The 17,998-nt window shown below is 63.8% G+C and carries 24 protein-coding genes; 11 read left to right on the top strand and 13 right to left on the bottom strand.

The window, feature by feature from the left end; translation table 11 throughout:
* Positions 1-5: 5 nt before the first annotated feature.
* Positions 6-860: a 3,4-dihydroxyphenylacetate 2,3-dioxygenase gene (hpaD, locus tag C7G41_RS12525; protein WP_106942953.1), complete on the bottom strand. Its 855-nt coding sequence runs from the start codon at positions 858-860 to the stop codon at positions 6-8.
* 17 nt (positions 861-877) lie between these two features.
* Complete coding sequence (locus C7G41_RS12530; RefSeq protein WP_106942832.1) at positions 878-1,150, bottom strand: helix-turn-helix domain-containing protein; 273 nt, start codon at positions 1,148-1,150, stop codon at positions 878-880.
* 158 nt (positions 1,151-1,308) lie between these two features.
* On the opposite strand from C7G41_RS12530, the gene C7G41_RS12535 reads away from it, so the two are divergent.
* A complete protein-coding gene (locus tag C7G41_RS12535; protein ID WP_106942833.1) occupies positions 1,309-1,761 on the top strand; it encodes a hypothetical protein in 453 nt (150 codons plus the stop codon).
* 96 nt (positions 1,762-1,857) lie between these two features.
* Positions 1,858-2,082, top strand: coding sequence for a hypothetical protein (locus C7G41_RS12540; protein WP_106942954.1), 225 nt, complete (start codon positions 1,858-1,860; stop codon positions 2,080-2,082).
* A 70-nt stretch (positions 2,083-2,152) separates the two neighbouring features.
* On the opposite strand, the gene C7G41_RS12545 is transcribed toward C7G41_RS12540, so the two are convergent.
* The 8 genes from C7G41_RS12545 to C7G41_RS12580 form a co-directional block, all read right to left on the bottom strand.
* Positions 2,153-2,971: an aldo/keto reductase gene (locus C7G41_RS12545; protein ID WP_106942955.1), complete on the bottom strand. Its 819-nt coding sequence runs from the start codon at positions 2,969-2,971 to the stop codon at positions 2,153-2,155.
* Between the two features lie 146 nt (positions 2,972-3,117).
* Complete coding sequence (locus C7G41_RS12550) at positions 3,118-4,680, bottom strand: alkaline phosphatase (protein ID WP_106942834.1); 1,563 nt, start codon at positions 4,678-4,680, stop codon at positions 3,118-3,120.
* Positions 4,681-4,798: 118 nt separating this feature from the next.
* Positions 4,799-5,218, bottom strand: a complete 420-nt coding sequence (locus C7G41_RS12555) for a hypothetical protein (RefSeq protein ID WP_106942835.1) — start codon at positions 5,216-5,218, stop codon at positions 4,799-4,801.
* A gap of 107 nt (positions 5,219-5,325) precedes the next feature.
* Positions 5,326-6,327, bottom strand: a complete 1,002-nt coding sequence (locus C7G41_RS12560; RefSeq protein WP_106942836.1) for a nitronate monooxygenase family protein — start codon at positions 6,325-6,327, stop codon at positions 5,326-5,328.
* Positions 6,328-6,420: 93 nt separating this feature from the next.
* A complete protein-coding gene (locus C7G41_RS12565) occupies positions 6,421-8,040 on the bottom strand; it encodes a DHA2 family efflux MFS transporter permease subunit (RefSeq protein ID WP_106942837.1) in 1,620 nt (539 codons plus the stop codon).
* A complete protein-coding gene (locus C7G41_RS12570; RefSeq protein WP_106942956.1) occupies positions 8,037-9,191 on the bottom strand; it encodes an HlyD family secretion protein in 1,155 nt (384 codons plus the stop codon). The genes C7G41_RS12565 and C7G41_RS12570 overlap by 4 nt, the downstream gene beginning before the upstream one ends.
* A gap of 199 nt (positions 9,192-9,390) precedes the next feature.
* Positions 9,391-9,552, bottom strand: a complete 162-nt coding sequence (locus C7G41_RS37740) for a hypothetical protein (protein WP_199198327.1) — start codon at positions 9,550-9,552, stop codon at positions 9,391-9,393.
* 24 nt (positions 9,553-9,576) lie between these two features.
* Entirely contained in the window at positions 9,577-9,951 is a 375-nt protein-coding gene (locus C7G41_RS12580; RefSeq protein ID WP_106942839.1) for a PRC-barrel domain-containing protein, read from the bottom strand.
* 155 nt (positions 9,952-10,106) lie between these two features.
* Between C7G41_RS12580 and C7G41_RS12585 the strand changes: the two genes are divergently transcribed.
* From C7G41_RS12585 to C7G41_RS12615, 7 genes are all read left to right on the top strand, one after another.
* Positions 10,107-11,894 carry a thiamine pyrophosphate-requiring protein gene (locus C7G41_RS12585; RefSeq protein WP_106942840.1) on the top strand — a complete coding sequence of 596 codons (1,788 nt, stop codon included), beginning with the start codon at positions 10,107-10,109 and terminating at the stop codon, positions 11,892-11,894.
* 8 nt (positions 11,895-11,902) lie between these two features.
* Positions 11,903-12,130, top strand: a complete 228-nt coding sequence (locus C7G41_RS12590) for a hypothetical protein (protein ID WP_106942841.1) — start codon at positions 11,903-11,905, stop codon at positions 12,128-12,130.
* An 88-nt stretch (positions 12,131-12,218) separates the two neighbouring features.
* Positions 12,219-12,770: a DUF4142 domain-containing protein gene (locus C7G41_RS12595; protein WP_106942842.1), complete on the top strand. Its 552-nt coding sequence runs from the start codon at positions 12,219-12,221 to the stop codon at positions 12,768-12,770.
* Positions 12,771-12,976: 206 nt separating this feature from the next.
* On the top strand, positions 12,977-13,882 hold the full coding sequence (locus C7G41_RS12600) for an SDR family oxidoreductase (protein WP_199198328.1): 906 nt from the start codon (positions 12,977-12,979) through the stop codon (positions 13,880-13,882).
* A gap of 99 nt (positions 13,883-13,981) precedes the next feature.
* Positions 13,982-14,566, top strand: coding sequence for a phosphatase PAP2 family protein (locus tag C7G41_RS12605; protein ID WP_106942844.1), 585 nt, complete (start codon positions 13,982-13,984; stop codon positions 14,564-14,566).
* Positions 14,563-14,910, top strand: a complete 348-nt coding sequence (locus C7G41_RS12610) for a DUF3147 family protein (RefSeq protein ID WP_106942957.1) — start codon at positions 14,563-14,565, stop codon at positions 14,908-14,910. The genes C7G41_RS12605 and C7G41_RS12610 overlap by 4 nt, the downstream gene beginning before the upstream one ends.
* On the top strand, positions 14,910-15,398 hold the full coding sequence (locus C7G41_RS12615; protein WP_106942845.1) for a DUF3147 family protein: 489 nt from the start codon (positions 14,910-14,912) through the stop codon (positions 15,396-15,398). The genes C7G41_RS12610 and C7G41_RS12615 overlap by 1 nt, the downstream gene beginning before the upstream one ends.
* On the opposite strand, the gene C7G41_RS37745 is transcribed toward C7G41_RS12615, so the two are convergent.
* The gene (locus C7G41_RS37745) at positions 15,395-15,562 is read right to left on the bottom strand and encodes a hypothetical protein (protein ID WP_199198329.1); all 168 of its coding nucleotides are present in this window, start codon (positions 15,560-15,562) and stop codon (positions 15,395-15,397) included. The two genes, C7G41_RS12615 and C7G41_RS37745, sit on opposite strands and share 4 nt — an antisense overlap.
* 176 nt (positions 15,563-15,738) lie before the next feature.
* Here C7G41_RS37745 and C7G41_RS12620 point away from each other — a divergent pair, with 176 nt between their 5' ends.
* Positions 15,739-15,987 carry a hypothetical protein gene (locus tag C7G41_RS12620; RefSeq protein ID WP_106942846.1) on the top strand — a complete coding sequence of 83 codons (249 nt, stop codon included), beginning with the start codon at positions 15,739-15,741 and terminating at the stop codon, positions 15,985-15,987.
* Positions 15,988-16,125: 138 nt separating this feature from the next.
* On the opposite strand, the gene C7G41_RS12625 is transcribed toward C7G41_RS12620, so the two are convergent.
* Both C7G41_RS12625 and C7G41_RS38250 read right to left on the bottom strand, forming a co-directional pair.
* On the bottom strand, positions 16,126-16,332 hold the full coding sequence (locus tag C7G41_RS12625; RefSeq protein WP_106942847.1) for a hypothetical protein: 207 nt from the start codon (positions 16,330-16,332) through the stop codon (positions 16,126-16,128).
* Positions 16,333-16,649: 317 nt separating this feature from the next.
* Positions 16,650-16,844 (bottom strand): hypothetical protein, encoded by a 195-nt coding sequence (locus tag C7G41_RS38250; protein WP_106942958.1) that lies wholly within the window; start codon positions 16,842-16,844, stop codon positions 16,650-16,652.
* A 96-nt stretch (positions 16,845-16,940) separates the two neighbouring features.
* Between C7G41_RS38250 and C7G41_RS12635 the strand changes: the two genes are divergently transcribed.
* Positions 16,941-17,453 (top strand): DUF4142 domain-containing protein, encoded by a 513-nt coding sequence (locus C7G41_RS12635; protein WP_106942848.1) that lies wholly within the window; start codon positions 16,941-16,943, stop codon positions 17,451-17,453.
* Positions 17,454-17,998: the final 545 nt, after the last annotated feature.

The raw sequence follows: 17,998 nt of genomic DNA on the forward strand, positions 1-17,998 counted from the left end.
ATGCCTTACGCCGCGACGTGAAACTCCACGTTGACCTGGCCGCTGCCGGACGACGGAAAATACTCGCAGATCTGCTCGGCCGCGCCGCTGTACTCGTACCAGCCAAGCGCGGCGAACAGCATGATGGTGTCGGCCATACCGCCCTCGCCGTTGCACTTGGTTGCGTAATCCGGAAGCATGTCGAGGAATTCGCGGTAGCGACGGCTCTGCCAGAGTTCGAGCACGCGCAAATCGACCTGCCGGTTGAACTCGCTGGCGACCGACGTCCATGCCTCCGGGCCCAATTTCTTGTTGGGCCAGAGCCGGTGCGAGAGCGAGCCGCTGGCGAGGATTGCGACCCGTTCGCCGGATTTTTCGATGGCACGACGCGTCGCCTCGCCGAGGCTCCGGCTTTCCTCGAACGACGTGAACAGCGGCGAGGCGATCGAAACCACCCTCGCGAAGCCATCCGAATTCATGTAGTGCATCGGCACGATCGTGCCGTATTCGAGCCCGAGGCTCGGGACCTGATGCGCATCGACATCGAGACCTGCAGCGCCGGCTTCTCCGGCGATCGCTTCGGCGAGCCTCGTGTCGCCCGGCAGATCGTAGCTCAAATCCTGGATCATGTGCGGCGCCTCGTGGCTGGTGAACGAGGCGCGATGCCGCGCGTTGGCGTTGATATGGTAGCCGAAATTGGAGAGCCAGTGGGTGTCGAACACCACGAAGGTGGTGACGCCGCGCGCTTTCGCCCGCCGACCGAGCTCGCGCAAGGAATCCACGGCCGCCTCGCGCGCCGAGCGCAAGTGACTGCCCGGCTTCTCCGACAGCATCAGCGATGGGACATGCGTGACCTTGGCTGCCAGTACGAGTTGCCCCATCGTGCTCACCTCATGCGTCAAGCCGCCTGGGGCTGGCTGCCGTGGATCGCGGAGGCCAGCCGCAGCAGCAGCACGATCGAGACGTTGCCCTTGCCGGCCTCGATCTGGGCGATGTAGCGCTCGGAAATCCCGGAGCGGCGGGCAAGCTCCCGCCGCGACAGGTCGCAGCGCATGCGCGAGGACCTCAAGCGGTCGCCCAGCTCGGCTAGAAACGCGGTCTCGGAATAAGGCGGCACGGCACAGCTCCCCGGCAGCACCTCGCCTGCGAAATCCCTGACTTGATTCAGCATCGGTCTATCCAATTTCGCCTTCGGGAACGCCATCCTACCCCGGAAGCGGCCGGCCTCATTGACGCGGATCAAATTCGCGCGCGAATGGAAGCCGCCGTGGACGATGCCGCGCGGGATGCTACACTTCGGAATTATTCGTAGGTGGGGCTTTTCAGGACATGAGTCGTTGTTTGAGCCGTTGGATCGCGGCAGCAGTGCTTTGGGTTGCGTTCACGCCTGCGGCCGGTGCCGAGTCGCTTGCGGCGACCGTCGAGCAATGGGGCCTGCTCGGCTCATGGGCGGTGGACTGCGCGGCCCGGCCCGACCGCGACAAGGGCGCGCTCCTGACTTACGAGATCCGGAAGGACGGAAGGGTGATGTACCAGCGCAATTTCGGCGAGGCCAAGGACGAGAGCGAAGTGGTATCGGCGACGGTCAACACCGACGGCCTGCTCAATGTGATGGTGTACTTCCCCTCGCTGAAGCAGACCCGCGAGTTCGGTCTGCTACTCTCGAAGCAAGGTAGCTTGCGCGCGATCTACAATCGCAGCGAGCGCGGCGAGTACACGATCAGGGATGGCAAATACGTCGCAACCGGCGCGCCAACACCTTCACAGCAGCGCTGCTATTAACTCACCTGAACAGCCGTTCAGAAATCTCCTGCGATTCCTCCGGAACGTTCACGCGAATGCGCCGTTTAGATTTGCATTCTATTGGAGGAGGACATCATGAAGAAGCTTGGTTATGTGCTTGCTGCTGTCGGCGCGCTCGCGGTTGCATTGCCGACGCTCGCCAGCGCGGAGACGGTGGTGATCAAGCGCGGTCATCATCACGGCGCGTATGGCGCCCGCGCCGAATACGGCATGCATCGCGATCACGGCTGGCATCGCGGCTGGCAGCATCGCGACCGCGTCGTCGTGGTCAAGCGTGGTCACCGCCATCATTGGGACTAATGCGCAACGCAATATGGAAATGGCCCCTCACGGGGCCATTTTCTTTGCGTGTTCGAAACGTTCGGCTTGGTCAGTCCCACGCCGGTGCGAAGCCGGGATTGACGCAGCGCCTGTCCTTCGGCAGCGCGGCGATCTTGTTGCGGTCGGCATCGTCGAGCGTGATCTTCAGCGCGTCGAGATTGGCCTGCTGGCTCTCAGCGCGCGAGGCTTTCGGGATCGCGGCGACACCGTCCTGGTCGAGCAGCCATTTCAGTGCGACCTGCGCGGCGGTCGCATTGTGCTTGGCGCCGATCTCGGCCAGCACCTCATCTGATGCCACGCGTCCCTGCGCCAGCGGGCAATAAGCGACCAGCGGGATCGATTTGGCGTTGAGATAGGCCAGCACCTTCGATTGATCGAGCATGGCGTGATACTCGATCTGATTGCAGGCGATCGGCGCCTTGATGTCCTCGACCGCGATCTTGAGCAGCGCCGTGGTGAAGTTGGCGACACCGATCGCCCGCGTGCGCCCCTCCTCCTTCAGCTTCATCAGGGTCTCGAACACCGCACCCCAGTTCGCCGCCTTGGACGGCCAGTGCACGAGATAGAGGTCGACATGGTCAAGCCGCAGCTTCGTCAGGCTGGCGTCGAAGGCGCGGCGGATGGCGTCGGGGCTGAGGTTCTCGTGCCAGACCTTTGTCGTGACGTGCAGTTCGCCGCGCGGCAGCCGAGCCGCGGCGAGCGCCGCGCCGATCGGTTCTTCGTTGCCGTACATCTCGGCGGTATCGATATGGCGATAGCCGATCGACAGCGCGCTCTCGACCGCCGCGCGACAGGCATCGCCCTGCATGCGGAAGGTCCCGAGGCCGAGCTTGGGCATGCTGATGCCCTGTGTCTTGAGAGTATCCATGAAAAAGCTCCTGACATCGTTCAGTCCGCCGGAGGCCCGCAGCGAAGCTGCGTGAGCAAACTCTTCGGGAATGGAAAAAGAGGTGGCGGAAACGGACAGCATAGCGCGACAGGCGCAAGGCGGCCAATCAAGATCGGGTTAGCGACCTACGAATGCTGCGCCACCACGGCTGGACGCGCCTGCGGCTGCGGCACGATATCGACCGACCAGAGGTCCCGATTGTCGACGTCCTTCAGCGTCACGGTCATCACGCCGGTCCGGCCATCGATGTCGACCTTGCCGAAGAACTGCAGTCCGAAACAGGGCGCGAGGTTTTCGCCCTGCGCTTCGCTGCATCCGTTCTGGTACATCGCGACCGGACCAAAGGTGTCGTCGAGCTCGCCCGGCCCCCACGTGCCGGCGTGCAAGGGCCCCGAGACGAATTCCCAGAACGGTTCGAAATCGCTAAATTGCGCCCGGTTCGGATCGTAATAATGCGCGGCGGTGTAGTGCATGTCGGCGGTGAGCCAGACGATGTTGCGGAGTCCGGCGCGCTTGATGGACGCGAGAAGATCGGCGATCTCGTGCTCACGCCGGTCGGGCGGCCCATCACCCAGTGCAACCGCATCGAGACTGACCAGACCGATCGGCAAATCGGCCGCGATCACCTTCCAGGTCGCGCGCGAGGCGGCGAGCTCACGCTTCAGCCAGGCGAGCTGTTCGGCACCCAGGATCCAGCCGCGGTGATCGCCGCCCTTGTTCCAGCTATCGTCGCGATAGCTGCGCATGTCGATCATGAAGACATCGAGCAACGGACCATAGGCGATCTTGCGATAGACCCGCCCCTTTCGCGCACCGATGTCGCGGATCGGCATGAAGTCGAAGAAGGCGCGTCGGGCGCGCGCGACCAGGCGCGGGGTGCCGTCATCCTCATGACCAGACCCGTCATAGCTGCCGGTCGGCGACCAGTCGTTGGTGACCTCGTGGTCGTCCCACTGCGCGAACATCGGCACCTCGGCGTGGAAGGCGCGGAAATGCTCGTCGAGATGGTTGTATTTGTAATTGCCGCGGAACTGCGCCAGCGTGTGCGCGACTTCGGATTTCTCCTCGGTCACGACATTGCGCCAAGTCTCGCCGTTCGCCAGCTTCTGCTCGGAGGGAATCGTGCAGTCGGCGTAAATGTGATCGCCGGAGTGGATGAAGAAGTCCGGGCGATTGTCCAGCATGGTGCGATAGCTGTGATAGCCGCCGCGCGACGTGTCGATGCCCCAGCCCTGCCCCGCGGTATCGCCGGACCACAGGAACGAGATCGACCGGCCGGCAACCGGCGCAGTGCGGAAATGGCCGATGCGGCTTTCGCCGGCGATGCCGGTCGCGATGTCGTCGAAGCGCACACGATAGAAGACGTCCTGCCCGGGCGGCAGGTCGTCCAGCAGGAGCTTTGAGGTGAAGTCGGCATCGGGCGACGCATCGTTCGAAACCGACGCGATGACGGTCTTGAAGCTTTCCACGGTCGAATAGTCCACCTGCATCCGCGCTGGCCGGTCGGCGCGCGCCCAGATTACGGCGGAGCCATCCGAGACGTCGCCGGACGTGCCGCCTGCGATCTGCGGACGATCAGCCGCGCGGCTGAGATGTGGCTTTGCGAGCGCGGCGACGGCGAGGCTGGAGGTGGAACGGACCAGGAATTGCCGCCGGGTCCAGGCGCGCGAGGCGCGGGGCGCTACCATTCAGGAAACCTTCGTCGAATCGCGACGGAAGGTGCCTGCGTCGTTTGACCCCCGGCTTACGGTTTCTTGACCGCGGGCCTACGGTTTTACGACGTGCGGATGACGGCTCCGAACTGACCTAATGCTTCCAGTTGCAGATGCCGCCACTACGGCACGGCCAGGTCTGGATGCGGGTGTCCATCGCCTGCGCGTCGAGCGGATTGCCGTGGCGATGGGCGAGCTTGGTACGCGCCGCGCCGCGTGGCTGCGCGGGCTTGGCGTGCGCGACCTTCGGCTCCGACACGCGCACGCGTTCGGCAGCGACCTTCTTCGGCACATCGACCGGCTCGGCGCGCGCCTGCGCCTCGTTGCCGCCGCGCGCCTCCAGCGCGACCGGCGCGAATTGGGTTTCGGGCCCGAGCCGCTTCGGCGACAATACCGCCTTGGAAAGATCGAGGCCGAGATATTCACTGGGCTTGTAGTCGTCAGCGCACGCGACGCCGCCCCATGCGAGCATGAGGGCAACGGCAATGGCAAAAGGAGCGCTCTTCAGAATCACGGACGCCTCCTGAAATTGATTGTTAAGAGGTAATTTATCTCTATTTAGGAAGCGCCGCGCGCAATTCCAGCGGCCAGCTGCCGCCGTGGTTAAGAAGTTTGGCGGTGTCAGGCGACCTTTTTCGCCGTTCCCTTCCCCTCGAGGAACCCCATCAGACGGGTACGGATGATGGTTTCTGCCTCAGCCATGATCCTATCGACGAGTTCCTTGCAGGTGGGGATGTCGTGGATGAGGCCTGCGACCATGCCGCAGCTCCAGGCACCCGCGTCCATCTGCCCGTCCAGCATGATCCTGGGGTAGACGCCCGCGACCTGGTCGTGGATGTCGTCGATCTTCAGCTTGTCGCCCTTCTCGCGTTCGATCTCGAGCAGGCGGTCGACATTGGCGTTCTTCAGCACGCGCTCGGTGTTACGCAGGCTCCGCATGATCAGGCGGGTGTCGAGCTCTGTCGCCGCGACCAGCGCGTTCTTGACGTTCTGATGCACCGGGGCTTCCTTGGTGGCGATGAAGCGCGTGCCCATGTTCATGCCGGCCGCCCCCAGCGACAGCGCCGCGACGAGGCTGCGGCCGTCGGCCATCCCGCCGGACGCGACGAACGGGATCTTCAATTCCTCCGCCGCGCGCGGCAGCAGGATCATGTTGGGAATGTCGTCCTCGCCGGGATGGCCGCCGCACTCGAAACCGTCGACGCTGACGGCGTCGCATCCGATGCGCTCGGCTTTCAGGGAGTGGCGCACCGAGGTGCATTTGTGGATGACCTTGATGCCGGCGGCCTTCAGCGCGGGCATGTAGGCTTCCGGGCTGCGGCCCGCAGTCTCCACGGACTTGATGCCGCCTTCGACGATGGCCGCGATGTATTCCGGATAAGGCGGCGCGGCGAAGGTCGGCAGGAAGGTGAGGTTCACGCCGAACGGCTTGTCGGTCATGTCGCGGCAGCGCGCGATCTCTTTTGCCAGCAGCTCCGGCGTCTTCTGCGTGAGACCGGTGATGATGCCGAGCCCGCCGGCATTGGAGACGGCAGCCGCCAGCTCGGCAAAGCCGACGAAATGCATGCCGCCCTGGATGATGGGGTGCTCGATGCCGAACAGTTCGGTGATCGCGGTCTTCACTTAAGTTACCTCCCGGACTTCTGCTTGACGTTCGGACCAGTCTAGCCGGACTTTTGCGCCGCGGTCACCCTTTCTCTCCGAACAGCCGTTGGCTCAATGCCCCCGCGCAGGCGCGCCCAACTCAATCGGGCGCAGCACCGCGGCGGTCGGGATCATCAGCACCGCGATAATGGCGAGTGTCCAGAACACGTCGATATAGGCGAGCAAATCGACCTGCTGTTGCAAGGTACGGCCGACCCAGGCGACCGCCTGCGAGGCCGCATCGCTCGCATTCGAGCCCTGAGCCTGGAAGAAGCGGGTCATCGTCTCGATGGTCTGCTGGTAGCCGAGGTCCGACGGCGCGGCGTGCTCGATCAGGCGGCTCTGGTGGAATTGCTGGCGCTGCGCCAGAGTGGTCTGCGCGAGTGCGACGCCCATGGAGCCGCCGATATTGCGGGCGACGTTGATCAGCGCCGAGGCCTGGTTGGTCTTGTCGGGCGGCACGCCGTCATAGGACGCGGTCGTCACCGGCAGGAACAGGAAAGGCAGACCGAGCGCGAGGAAGATGCGCGACATCGCGGCATAGCCGTAGGTAATGTCGCCGGTGAGGCCCGTGAGATGCCACATCGAGAACGCGACAATGGTGGCGCCAAGCATGATGAGGTATTTCGGCTGCACGCTGCTGACGAGACGGCCGACTACCGGCATCAGCACCAAGGTCGCGATTCCGCCCGGTGACAGCGCGAGCCCCGCCAGCATGGCGGTGTAGTTCAATTCGCTCTGGAGGAGTTGCGGCAAAAGCTGCGTGGTCGAGATCAGTACCGCGCCGGTCGCAAGCATGACCAGGAAGCAGGCGGCGAACTGGCGGCGGCCGAGCAGGCGGAGATCGACGATGGGATCCTCGCGCGTCAGCTCCCATGGGATCAGCGCAAGCAGTGACACGGCCGAAAGTACTGCGAAGAACACGATCATGTTCGAGCCGAACCAGTCGTTGCGCTGGCCTTCGTCGAGCACGTATTCGAGCGAGCCGAGCCCGATCGCGACCAGCAGGAAGCCGACATAGTCGACCCGCAGGCCCTTGCTCAGCAGCTTCTCCCTCTCCTCCTCCGCACCCGACGGCTCCTTGACCAGCGTGCCGACCAGGAACAGCGACAGCATTCCCATGGGAACGTTGATCAGGAACACCCAGTGCCAGGTGTAGGTGTCGGTGATCCAGCCGCCGAGCGTCGGTCCGACCACGGGTGCGACCACGACGGCGACGCCGTAGATTGCGAAGGCCTGGCCGCGCTTGTGCGGCGGGAAGGAGTCGGCAAGGATCGCCTGCTCGCTGGTCGCCATGCCGCCGCCGCCAAGGCCTTGAAGGATGCGGAACAGCACCAGCGACTGCAAATTCCAGGCGAAGCCGCACAAGAGCGAGGAGACCGTGAAGATCGCAACGCAGATCAGGTAGAAGCGCTTGCGGCCGATCACCGTCGACAGCCAGCCCGAGATCGACAGCACGATGGCGTTGGCGACGAGATAGCTGGTGATGACGTAGGTGCTCTCGTCGATGCCGACGGCAAGTCCACCGGCGATGTGGCGCAAGGCGACGTTGGCGATGGTGGTGTCGAGCACCTCCATGAAGGTCGCGATCGAGACGACGAACGCGATGAGATAGGGATTATGACCGCCCGCCGCCGAGCGCTCCGGCGACCAGCCGCCCGCGGACGCGCCGCCTTGCGCCGTGTCGGTCATCGCACCCTGGTCCAGGGCACGACAGACATGCCGGGACCGACGGGCAAATCGGCCGGCCAGCTGTCGACCACGATCTTCACCGGGACGCGCTGCACCACCTTGACGTAATTGCCTGTGGCGTTCTCCGCCGGCAGCAGGCTGAACGCGGTGCCGGACCCCGGCTGCACGGACTCGACATGGCCGGTAAGCTTGCGCCCGGGATAGGCGTCGATCCGGATCTCGACTGGCTGGCCCGGCCGCATGTCGTTGAGCTGCGTCTCCTTGTAGTTGGCGACGATCCAGACCTCGTCAGGCACGAACATCATCAGGCTCTGGCCCGCGTTGACGAACGTGCCCGTGGCGCCGCTGAGCTTGACGACGCGGCCGGACTGCGCCGCAACGACGCCGGTATATTGCAGGTTCAGCTTGGCCTGATCGAGCTGCGCCTGCGACTGCGCGAGTTGCGCCCGGGCGCCCTCGAGCTGCGCTTGCAGCGTCTTGATGCCGACTTGCGCGGCCGTCACCGCGGTCTTCGCGCGTTCCGTATTGGCCTGCTGCGCCTGAAGATCGGAGCGGGTCTGCTGCTGGCGCTGCACGGTGCCGGCGCCCTTCTCGACGAGATCCTGGGCGCGCGCGAATTCTTCCTGCGAGAACTGGAGCTGGGCCTGGGCCTGTTCGAGCTGCGCCTCCGCCTGCTTGATCTGCTCCTGCTGCGCGACGATCTGCGCCTCGACATTGGCGATGTTCGCTCTGGCGACCGCAACCTGCGCATTGGCCTGATCGATGGCGATGCGATAGTCGCGCTCGTCGATCTTGGCGAGAAGGTCCCCGGCGTTGACATGCTGGTTGTCCGTGACCGGGACGTCGGTCACGTAGCCTCCGACCTTGGAGGCCACGGAAAAGCTGCGCGCGGCGACGAAAGCATCGTCCGTGGATTCATAGTGGCGCACCTGGAGCCAATAGAGCAGTCCGCCGATCAGGGCCGCGAGCAAGACGATGGCGCCAATGGTTGCCAACAAACAATGCTCGCGAATTCGGTCTCGCAGCGACGGCGCCTTTGCCGGCTCCTGGTCCTTGGCGTCGCGAGCCTGATCGGGAGAGGTCTTTGGAGCTTCCTTCGCCCTCTGCGGCTGCTCCGCGGACGGCCCACGCTCCCGTGTCTGAGCATCCACGGTGAACACCTTTCAGGATTCAACTGGCGGCAGAGCGGCCAACGCCGGCTCACGCGCCGCGAGCCCAACGACAGCCCCGGATCATGGTTCCGCTTCGCGCGAGCTCCCTCACCATTCGTGAACGCATTGCTCAAAAAGCGAGCGCGGCACATGCGGTGCCGCGCTCGCCTCGATATCTTATGGGACGCGCACCTTGGTGTCAGTGCGTCTTCGTCCCGTGCCATTTCTCGAGATCGGGCTTCACCTCGTCCGATGATCCCTGCTCTTTTTCCGGATTGCCCTTCCAGGGCGTGTCCGTCTGTTTGTGCGATCCCCAATCGTTCTGCTGCCGGGGATCGTCGTTGGGCCGTTCCTTGCTCATCGAGCTTCCTTTCAGTGGAATCACTTAAGCGAAGGGGACGCCGTAATAGGAGTTGATGCCGCGAACCGCGGCGTCGTCACCCCAGTTCCAATCACTCCGTTCGCCGAATTTCGGCGCGCCTTCCAGCTCCTTGGTGGTGATGCCGGTGACGTAACCGCCGAGCTCGGTGTCGTATTTCAGCGATTGCCACGGCAACGGATAGTGGTCGTTGCCGAGGCCCAGAAATCCGCCGAAGCCGAGCACCGCGTAGGACACCTTGCCGCTGACCTTGTCGATCATCACGCGTTCGATCGAGCCGATCTTGTTGCGATCGGCGCCATAGACCGATGTTCCCTCGACCTTGTCGCTGCCGATCAGCCGACCCATCTCGTTTTGGTCCAGTTCACCCTGATTCAACATCTCAATTCTCCACTCAGCCAGTGTGGAGAGAACCCGATGAGGTGTGCGATCGTTCCGGCATGTTCCGGCGAGACTTGAGGAACATCGTCGGAATCGAGCGGTTCTCTCGACTTCAAATCCGGAAACCCAAATCCCGGAAACCGAGAGCCGCCCCGATGTCCCAGACCGTCTCCGACTTCATCGTTCAACGTCTGCATCAATGGGGAGTGCGTCACCTGTTTGGCTATCCCGGCGACGGCATCAACGGCGTGTTCGGGGCCCTTCAGCGCGCTGAGGGCAAGATCGGCTTTGTCCAGGCGCGGCATGAGGAGATGGCCGCCTTCATGGCGACCGCCTATGCGAAGTTCTCTGGCCAACTCGGGGTCTGTATCGCGACTTCGGGCCCCGGCGCCTCGCATCTGATCACCGGGCTCTATGATGCCCTGCTGGATCACCAGCCCGTGCTCGCGATCGTCGGCCAGCAGGCGCGCAATGCACTGGGCGGACACTATCAGCAGGAACTCGACCTCGTCTCGATGTTCAAGGATGTGGCTGGCGCCTATGTCATGCAGGCCTCCTCGCCGGCGCAGATCCGGCATCTGATCGATCGAGCGACCCGGATCGCGCTGGCCCGGCGGACACCAACGGTGATCATCCTGCCCAACGATATCCAGGAGGAGCCCTACGAGGATCCGCCGCGCGCTCACGGCACCCTGCACTCCGGCATCGGCTATAGCGCTCCGAGCATCAAGCCTCGTGATGCAGACCTCGACCGCGCAGCCGAGGTGCTCAACGCCGGCAAGAAGGTCGCGATGCTCGTCGGCGCCGGCGCGCTCCAGGCCACCGAGGAGGTGATCGCGGTTGCCGACCGCTTGTCCGCCGGCTGCGCCAAGGCGCTGCTCGGCAAGGCGGCGCTCCCTGACGATCTGCCCTGGGTCACCGGCTCGATCGGCCTGCTCGGCACCGAACCCAGCTACAACATGATGATGGAGTGCGACACGCTGCTGATGGTCGGCTCGGGGTTTCCCTATGCCGAGTTCCTGCCGAAAGAAGGCGCGGCGCGCGGCGTGCAGATCGACATCGACGCCGGCATGATGTCGATCCGCTTTCCCATGGAGGTCGGCCTCATCGGCAATGCCGCCGAGACGCTGCGCGCCCTGCTACCGCTACTGAAACCGAAGAGCGACGGCGCCTGGCGTCAGGGTATCCAGGACGACGTCGTGAAATGGTGGAAGACGCTGGATGATCGGGCACATCAGCCGGCGGCACCGGTCAATCCGCAGCTCGTCGCCTGGGAACTGTCTCCGCGCCTGCCCGACCGCGCCATCATCACCAGCGATTCCGGCTCCTGCGCCAACTGGTTCGCGCGCGACCTGAAGATGCGTCGCGGCATGACGGCCTCGCTTTCAGGCGGCCTCGCCTCGATGGGTGCCGCGGTGCCCTATGCGCTCGCCGCGAAATACGCCCATTCCGACCGCCCGGTGATCGCCCTCGTCGGCGACGGCGCGATGCAGATGAACAACATGGCCGAGCTGATCACCGCCGCGAAGTATTGGCGCGACTGGAAGGATCCGCGCTTCATCGTTTGCGTCTTCAACAACGAAGACCTCAACCAGGTGACCTGGGAGCAGCGCATCATCAACGGCGATCCGAAATTCGAGGCGTCGCAGCGCATCCCGAACGTGTCCTATTCGCGCTTTGCCGAGCTGATCGGCCTCGCCGGCATCTACGTCGACAGCCCGCGGATGCTCGGCTCGGCCTGGGAGCAGGCGCTGGCGAGCGAGATGCCGGTGGTGCTGGAGGTGAAGACCGACCCTGAAGTGCCGCCGCTGCCGCCGCACATCACCTTGCAGCAGGCCAAGAACTTCTCGCTTGCGCTGATGAAGGGCGATCCCAACGAGAGCGGAGTGATCAAGGGAGCGGCGCGGCAGGTGCTCGAAAAGATCCTGCCTGGAAAGGAATGAGGTGACGCATGAGCGATTTCCGCGATATCCAGCACGGCGTCAACGATCCCGTCGATGGCCTCGACGTGAAGCGACAGATCAACGACAGCCGGACGCCGCACGAGCGGGCACAACGCCATGCAGACGTGCGTGCCGAGGCCACCGCCACGCCGACCGAGCCGTTTCTGCCCGAACGGCTTCGGCGCAAGCCGACCGATCCCATCAATCCGCGCACCGGTCGGCATCCAACGGAATAGCCGTTTAGGAACCTCGGCCCCTGCGGCGTGTTGGTCGGCGCAACGTCGCGCGGCGAGAGGCTGCGCGTTCAATCGGAGAGACCGGACCATGAAACGTACCATCATCGCAGCTGCCTGCGTGCTGCTAGCAGGCCCCGCACTCGCCCAGTCGCTCGGCGAGAAGACCGGCGTCAACTCGGCGCTTGGCGTCGCGCCTGCCACCGCCGACTTCGTCAAGGAAGTCGCCATCAGCGACATGTTCGAGATCGAATCGAGCAAGCTCGCCCAGCAGAAAGGCAACGCGCAGGAGAAGAGCTTTGCGCAGCAGATGGTGACCGACCACACCAAGACCAGCGGCGAACTCAAGGGCCTCGTCAGCGGCGGCAAGGTGCAGGCGACCCTGCCGACAGCGCTCGACAGCTCGCACCAGAGCAAGCTCGACAAGCTCAAGAGTGCGAATGGCAAGGACTTCAGTTCGGACTACAATTCGTACCAGGTCAGCGCCCATGAGGACGCGGTCTCGCTGTTCGAGCGTTACGCCAAGGGCGGCGACAATTCCGAGCTGAAGGACTGGGCCGGCAAGACACTGCCGGCGCTCAAGCACCACCTCGACATGGCCAAGGAGCTCGGCAAGGCGCCGAGCGTCGGCCAGACCAAGTAAACATCCTTGCGAGGACGCCGGCCCCACCGGCGTCCTCCCGTTTTGCAACGATGCCTCTCTCCGCGCATTGAGATCGCGAGATCGCGGAGACCGTCATGACACATCAAGACAAGGCTTCAGTATCCCGCCGGCACGTCGTCCAAGCGGCGAGCGCAACGCTTGCTGCTGCTTCGCTGGCCTCTTCGACAGCGAAAGGAGACACGTCCATGTCCGAGCAGAAAATGGCCGCGCAGAACCTGGTCGATCCCGTCACCCGCTTTCCAAAGCCGCCGTTCAAAAAACAGTCGCAGCCCTGGCCGGGCCTCGCCGGCAAGATGGAGCCGCCACCGGATCACGGCGAGACCAGCTACAAGGGCTCCGGCCGGCTCGCCGGCCGCAAGGCGCTGATCACCGGCGGCGATTCCGGCATGGGCCGCGCCGCCGCGATAGCCTACGCACGCGAAGGCGCCGACGTTGCCATCAACTATCTACCGGCGGAAGAGCCCGATGCGCAGGACGTCATCGCGCTGATCAAGAAGGAAGGGCGTACCGGGCTTGCGATTCCAGGGGACCTCAAGGATGAGGCTTTCTGCAAGAAGCTGGTCGAGCAGGCCGCGCAGGGGCTGGGCGGCCTGGATATCATCGTCTGCAACGCCGCACGCCAGCAGAGCCGCGAGTCGATCCTCGACGTATCGTCCGAAGATTTCGACGCAACGATGAAGACCAACATCTATGCGCCGTTTTGGATCATCAAGGCGGCGCTGCCGCATTTGAAGCCCGGCTCGTGCATCATCGGCACGACGTCGGAGCAGGCGTACGACCCGTCTCCGGAACTCTACGACTACGCGCAGACCAAGGCAGCGACGATGAACTACGTCAAATCGCTGGCGAAGCAGTTGGGCCCGAAGGGCATCCGCGTCAATGGCGTCGCACCGGGACCGATCTGGACACCCCTCCAGGTCTCCGGCGGCGCCACGATGGAGAAGCTCGAAAAATTCGGCGGCATGACGCCACTCGGCCGTCCGGGCCAGCCCGTCGAACTGGCCTCAATTTACGTGCAGCTCGCCGCAGCCGACGCGAGCTATGCGACGGGCCAGGTGTATGGGTCCGCTGGTGGATCGGGACAGCCGTAGTCCGGCGCCGCAGGCTGATGCCACGCGATTGAGCCCAGGAACCTTCTTTAATTCCGGGCTTTACAAAACTGTCATGAAGGACATCACGCTTGCACATCGATGGCGTTAGTAGAGGTCAAACCTAGCCGGATCGACACCGCGATCGCGGATAAGATCGCCGAGCACACCAATTCAGGCATCGAGCACGCCGCCCAGACATTGACCTGGGCCGCCGACGAGCACGTGCTGCTCGCGCTGGCCGCGGCGGGGTGGCTCTATGCTCATATTCGGCAGCCGCAGCAACGGCCCCTGGCAAATCACGTTCTGGCCGTGTCGCTGGCGACTGCCGTCCTGCCGCATATCCTGAAATCCGTGTTCGATCAGGTCAGGCCAGATCGGCTGACCATAAGCGGACACCGACATGGCGTACCCATCTCAGGACAAGCACGCGACGCCTTCCCGTCCGGTCACGCGGTCCATATGGGCGCACTTGCCTCGGCGGCGGGCTTGCTGCCGAAGACGCCGCGCCGATTGCTGCGCACTGTCGCGATCGCGCTTTCGCTGACACGGATCGCGGTGCTCGCGCACTGGGCAAGCGACGTGGTCGCAGGCTTTGCGCTGGGCGCGGCCACAGAGAGACTCTTGCGGCCATGGACACTGACGCAATCGTCCCACAAGCAGATCAATTGGCGGAAACGGCCGTGACCGAATACGTCCTGCGCTTCATCGCCGGTGGCATCATCGTCTCCGCTTTTGCGATTCTAGGCGATATGCTCAAACCCAAAAGCTTTGCGGGGTTGCTCGGCGCAGCACCGTCGGTCGCACTGGCAACGCTCGGCATCGCCGTCGTCCAGCACGGCCCGCAATATGCTGCGGCTGAAAGCTGGACGATGATCTATGGCGCGGTCGCGCTCGGCTGCTTCAGCGTCGTCGTCTGCCATCTGCTGATCAGATACCGTGTGTCCGCGCTGCCCGCGACCGTCCTCGCTGTTATCGTGTGGCTGGCGGTCGCCTTCGGCCTGCTCGCCGGCTTCGGAGGTGCTGCCTGATGCCGGTCAAGCTGTCATTCGCAGCGCTCAAACAGACACGCTGGTACGAATACGGCATTCGTTTCCTGCTCGGTGGCCTGGCGACCGTGCTCACAGGAGTGTTGGGAGCGCGCTTCGGCGTATCCGTCGGCGGACTTTTCCTTGCGCTTCCCGCCATCTTCTGCGCGAGCGCCACGCTGGTCGAAAGCCATGAACGCCGCACCAAGGAGAAGGCCGGCCTCAGCGGCACGCGTCGCGGGCAAGAGGCCGCCGCGCTCGACGCGGCTGGCGCCGCCTGGGGAAGCATCGGCCTCCTGGCATTCGCCGCCGTCTTTCATCTCACCGTGGCCGCGAGCGTTCCAGGCGCTTTCACTGCCGCGTTGATCGCCTGGGCCGTCGTTTCGGTATTGGCCTGGTGGTTCAGGCGCAAGCTGCGCATCGTCTCCCGCAGACCGCACCGATCAGCCCATTCGCTATCGGCAAAGAGCTCTCACCTGACGAAGCGTTAGCCCGCTTTGGCATGCGTTGCCGGCTGCAGTCTCGGCGGTTGGAGGCCCGGGCTGTTGGCCCAGCGTTCGACTTGCTCGATGACCTTCTGGTGGCTAGAGCGCACCGGCTTGGGTGCGTCGCTCTCTTCCAAATGTTTGCGGGGCAATGTGACTTCGTTGGTCATGATGTCTCTCCGATTTGCCGGGAGCATACACCTATCCGAGGACCGTTGCACCATTTAACTTATTGATTTTATTATACTTTCTTGCTAATTTGGCGCCATAGCCGCATCTTGTGGAACCGCGGCCGAATGAGTTCGTTGAGTAAACTACTCAACTTGCTCATTTTGGGTGATTGATCATGAACGACCTTCGCGCCGAGCGGCTCCAGGTCATGCTGTCACCGGAAGAACTGGCCGCAGTCGACGACTTCCGGTTCAAACATCGCATGCCGACGCGAGCCGCGGCCGTGCGCGAGCTCCTGAAGCTCGGACTGGCCACCGCCGCGGTCGACGCGGGGGCGAATGTCAAATCGAGCAGGTTCGGGGTTTTCGGGCGTGGCCCGGACGGCCACACGCAACCACACCCACAGCCCGACGCCGAGGATTAGTCCAGCCTGACGCTCAAGCAAACGGCCCCGGCACGGGGGTGCCGGGGCCGTCCTTGGAGATTACTTCCGGATCACCGGGGGCATGACAACCGGAAGCAATCCCTCGACTCTTTGCGCGGAGATTCGTTCCTGGTGGAATTAGCCGCTCGGCGCGTCGCCGGAATCATCCGGCGTCATGCCGGAGCCGGGCGTCTTGCTGTTGTCGTTCAGTTTGGGATCGCGCGTGGCCTCACGAGAGGGCGAGCCCTTTGGCTCCGACTTGTGCACGGTCTGCGCGCGCTGCTTGTCCCGCGGCTGCTGTTCACCGCGCTGATCTCTGATGATGCCTTGGTCGGAATGGGCCATGATAGCTCTCGCCTCTTTGCTGTGTCGAAGCGCTTACGCGCCGGAGCGTCGAAGGTTCCGGGCGCGCGAGACGAGACGGCGACTAACTGTGCGCCGAGTGTACCGGGGCCGATGCATTTTCATGATGCACCTGCCGCACCGTCGTCACCGTCGCGAACGCGACCGACACGCCAAAGGCGAGAATGAGCGAAAGAAGAGCCAGACGTGGAGCCATTGCAAAAACCTCCTGGAATAGGAAATCAACGCGATCGACTGTTACGAATGATCCTGCTTGCCGTCCGTGAGCAGTCTCACACGCAGATCCACGAACGAGAGTGTTACGCAACCTGCTTTTGCAGGACGCGGGCTGGAACAGGCGGGACCTCGCCGTCGAGCCAATCCTGCTCGTCGGCGAGTGCCGTCCACGCGTTCGCCATGCGCAGAAAACGATTATGTGCCGGCTGTGCTTCGGCCTTCTCAGCGAGCTGGAGGCAGTTGTCGGCGTTATCCCTGAAGATCTCGGACTGTTTCATCAACATGAATTGGGGACGGAACCGTCGCGTCGCAACCGCCCTTACCGGATCGTAACATTTGCGGAACTTTCGACCGCCGTCCGCCATTGGATATGCATGCGGATTTTTATCGCGATCGTCCTGGCGTTCATCAGCAATGCAGCGCTTGCGGACAGCACCGCGGAGCAAAGGCCGGCCGGTCGCACGCCGACCGCGACCGAGACCATCGGCGACCTCTACACTTTCAGCCGCTTCCAGCAGGGCCTGCTGGAGAGCACCGACCTGAAGGGCAACGCCGAGGTCAAGCACCTCGCCGCGCTGCGCGCCGAAGAAGCGGCCCTCCGCGACAAGGCCCTGAAGCAGATTCACGAGGCGATCGGCACCGAACCGCGCGTCACCAAGACGACCCCGGCGAGCGCGAGCCTGATCGAACCCGAAACCTCGGACGGGCCGACTTTCGTCAGAAGCTTCTATGCCGCGCAGATTCCCGAGTATGAATCGGTGATCGACCTGCTCGAACGCTATCTCAAGGCGCCCGATAATGCCGCGCTTGCAGCGTTCGCGCGCGAGCAGCTCCCGATGTTGCGCTCACAGGTCAAGGACGCCAAGCGCACCATGGCGGACAAGTAGCGGCGAACAAGTAGCCCCGTATTACTTGTCGTTAGGATGACTTTGCTGGCTCTGCGGCCGTACGGTGCGGTCGCTCTCCGGCATTCTGTCCCGGCCGGCGTCCCCATTGTCATCCTTACCACCCGAACTCGATGTGCCGCTGCCGCTGGGGTTCGACCGGGTCGACGTCCCCGTGGTCGGTGTGTCCGCGCGTGGGGTGGCGGAGCTTGCGGCGGGGTCGCCGGTCACGGCACCACGGCCGCTGGGCGCGCCGCCTTGTGCGAACGCCGATCCGGCCAACAACATCACGGTGCCAATGACGGCAAATCCTGCTTTCATATCCGCTCTCCCTCTGTTTTGGGGGCTAACAAGCAGGCCCGGCGGTCCGTTCCGGAAGGCCATGACCGAGGCCCCGAAAACGTCCCCCGTATCTCTTCCGCCGGGAAAAACTGGGAACCCGGCGGAACCATTCCTGAGGGGCGCGATTATGTTAATCGGGCTGAGCAAAGCAGGTTCCATCCTAGCGCCGTTACGTTGGCGCTTGATTTCGAATTTGGCTGACGCTC

The organism is Bradyrhizobium sp. MOS002 (assembly GCF_003020115.1).
Lineage (GTDB): Bacteria > Pseudomonadota > Alphaproteobacteria > Rhizobiales > Xanthobacteraceae > Bradyrhizobium.

Coding starts and splice junctions, on each gene's coding strand:
- hpaD (WP_106942953.1), bottom strand. CDS start 860: ATGGGGCAACTCGTACTGGCAGCCAAGGTCACGCATGTCCCATCGCTG.
- C7G41_RS12530 (WP_106942832.1), bottom strand. CDS start 1,150: ATGCTGAATCAAGTCAGGGATTTCGCAGGCGAGGTGCTGCCGGGGAGC.
- C7G41_RS12535 (WP_106942833.1), top strand. CDS start 1,309: ATGAGTCGTTGTTTGAGCCGTTGGATCGCGGCAGCAGTGCTTTGGGTT.
- C7G41_RS12540 (WP_106942954.1), top strand. CDS start 1,858: ATGAAGAAGCTTGGTTATGTGCTTGCTGCTGTCGGCGCGCTCGCGGTT.
- C7G41_RS12545 (WP_106942955.1), bottom strand. CDS start 2,971: ATGGATACTCTCAAGACACAGGGCATCAGCATGCCCAAGCTCGGCCTC.
- C7G41_RS12550 (WP_106942834.1), bottom strand. CDS start 4,680: ATGGTAGCGCCCCGCGCCTCGCGCGCCTGGACCCGGCGGCAATTCCTG.
- C7G41_RS12565 (WP_106942837.1), bottom strand. CDS start 8,040: ATGACCGACACGGCGCAAGGCGGCGCGTCCGCGGGCGGCTGGTCGCCG.
- C7G41_RS37740 (WP_199198327.1), bottom strand. CDS start 9,552: ATGAGCAAGGAACGGCCCAACGACGATCCCCGGCAGCAGAACGATTGG.
- C7G41_RS12580 (WP_106942839.1), bottom strand. CDS start 9,951: ATGTTGAATCAGGGTGAACTGGACCAAAACGAGATGGGTCGGCTGATC.
- C7G41_RS12585 (WP_106942840.1), top strand. CDS start 10,107: ATGTCCCAGACCGTCTCCGACTTCATCGTTCAACGTCTGCATCAATGG.
- C7G41_RS12590 (WP_106942841.1), top strand. CDS start 11,903: ATGAGCGATTTCCGCGATATCCAGCACGGCGTCAACGATCCCGTCGAT.
- C7G41_RS12595 (WP_106942842.1), top strand. CDS start 12,219: ATGAAACGTACCATCATCGCAGCTGCCTGCGTGCTGCTAGCAGGCCCC.
- C7G41_RS12600 (WP_199198328.1), top strand. CDS start 12,977: ATGTCCGAGCAGAAAATGGCCGCGCAGAACCTGGTCGATCCCGTCACC.
- C7G41_RS12605 (WP_106942844.1), top strand. CDS start 13,982: ATGGCGTTAGTAGAGGTCAAACCTAGCCGGATCGACACCGCGATCGCG.
- C7G41_RS12615 (WP_106942845.1), top strand. CDS start 14,910: ATGCCGGTCAAGCTGTCATTCGCAGCGCTCAAACAGACACGCTGGTAC.
- C7G41_RS37745 (WP_199198329.1), bottom strand. CDS start 15,562: ATGACCAACGAAGTCACATTGCCCCGCAAACATTTGGAAGAGAGCGAC.
- C7G41_RS12620 (WP_106942846.1), top strand. CDS start 15,739: ATGAACGACCTTCGCGCCGAGCGGCTCCAGGTCATGCTGTCACCGGAA.
- C7G41_RS12625 (WP_106942847.1), bottom strand. CDS start 16,332: ATGGCCCATTCCGACCAAGGCATCATCAGAGATCAGCGCGGTGAACAG.
- C7G41_RS38250 (WP_106942958.1), bottom strand. CDS start 16,844: ATGAAACAGTCCGAGATCTTCAGGGATAACGCCGACAACTGCCTCCAG.
- C7G41_RS12635 (WP_106942848.1), top strand. CDS start 16,941: ATGCGGATTTTTATCGCGATCGTCCTGGCGTTCATCAGCAATGCAGCG.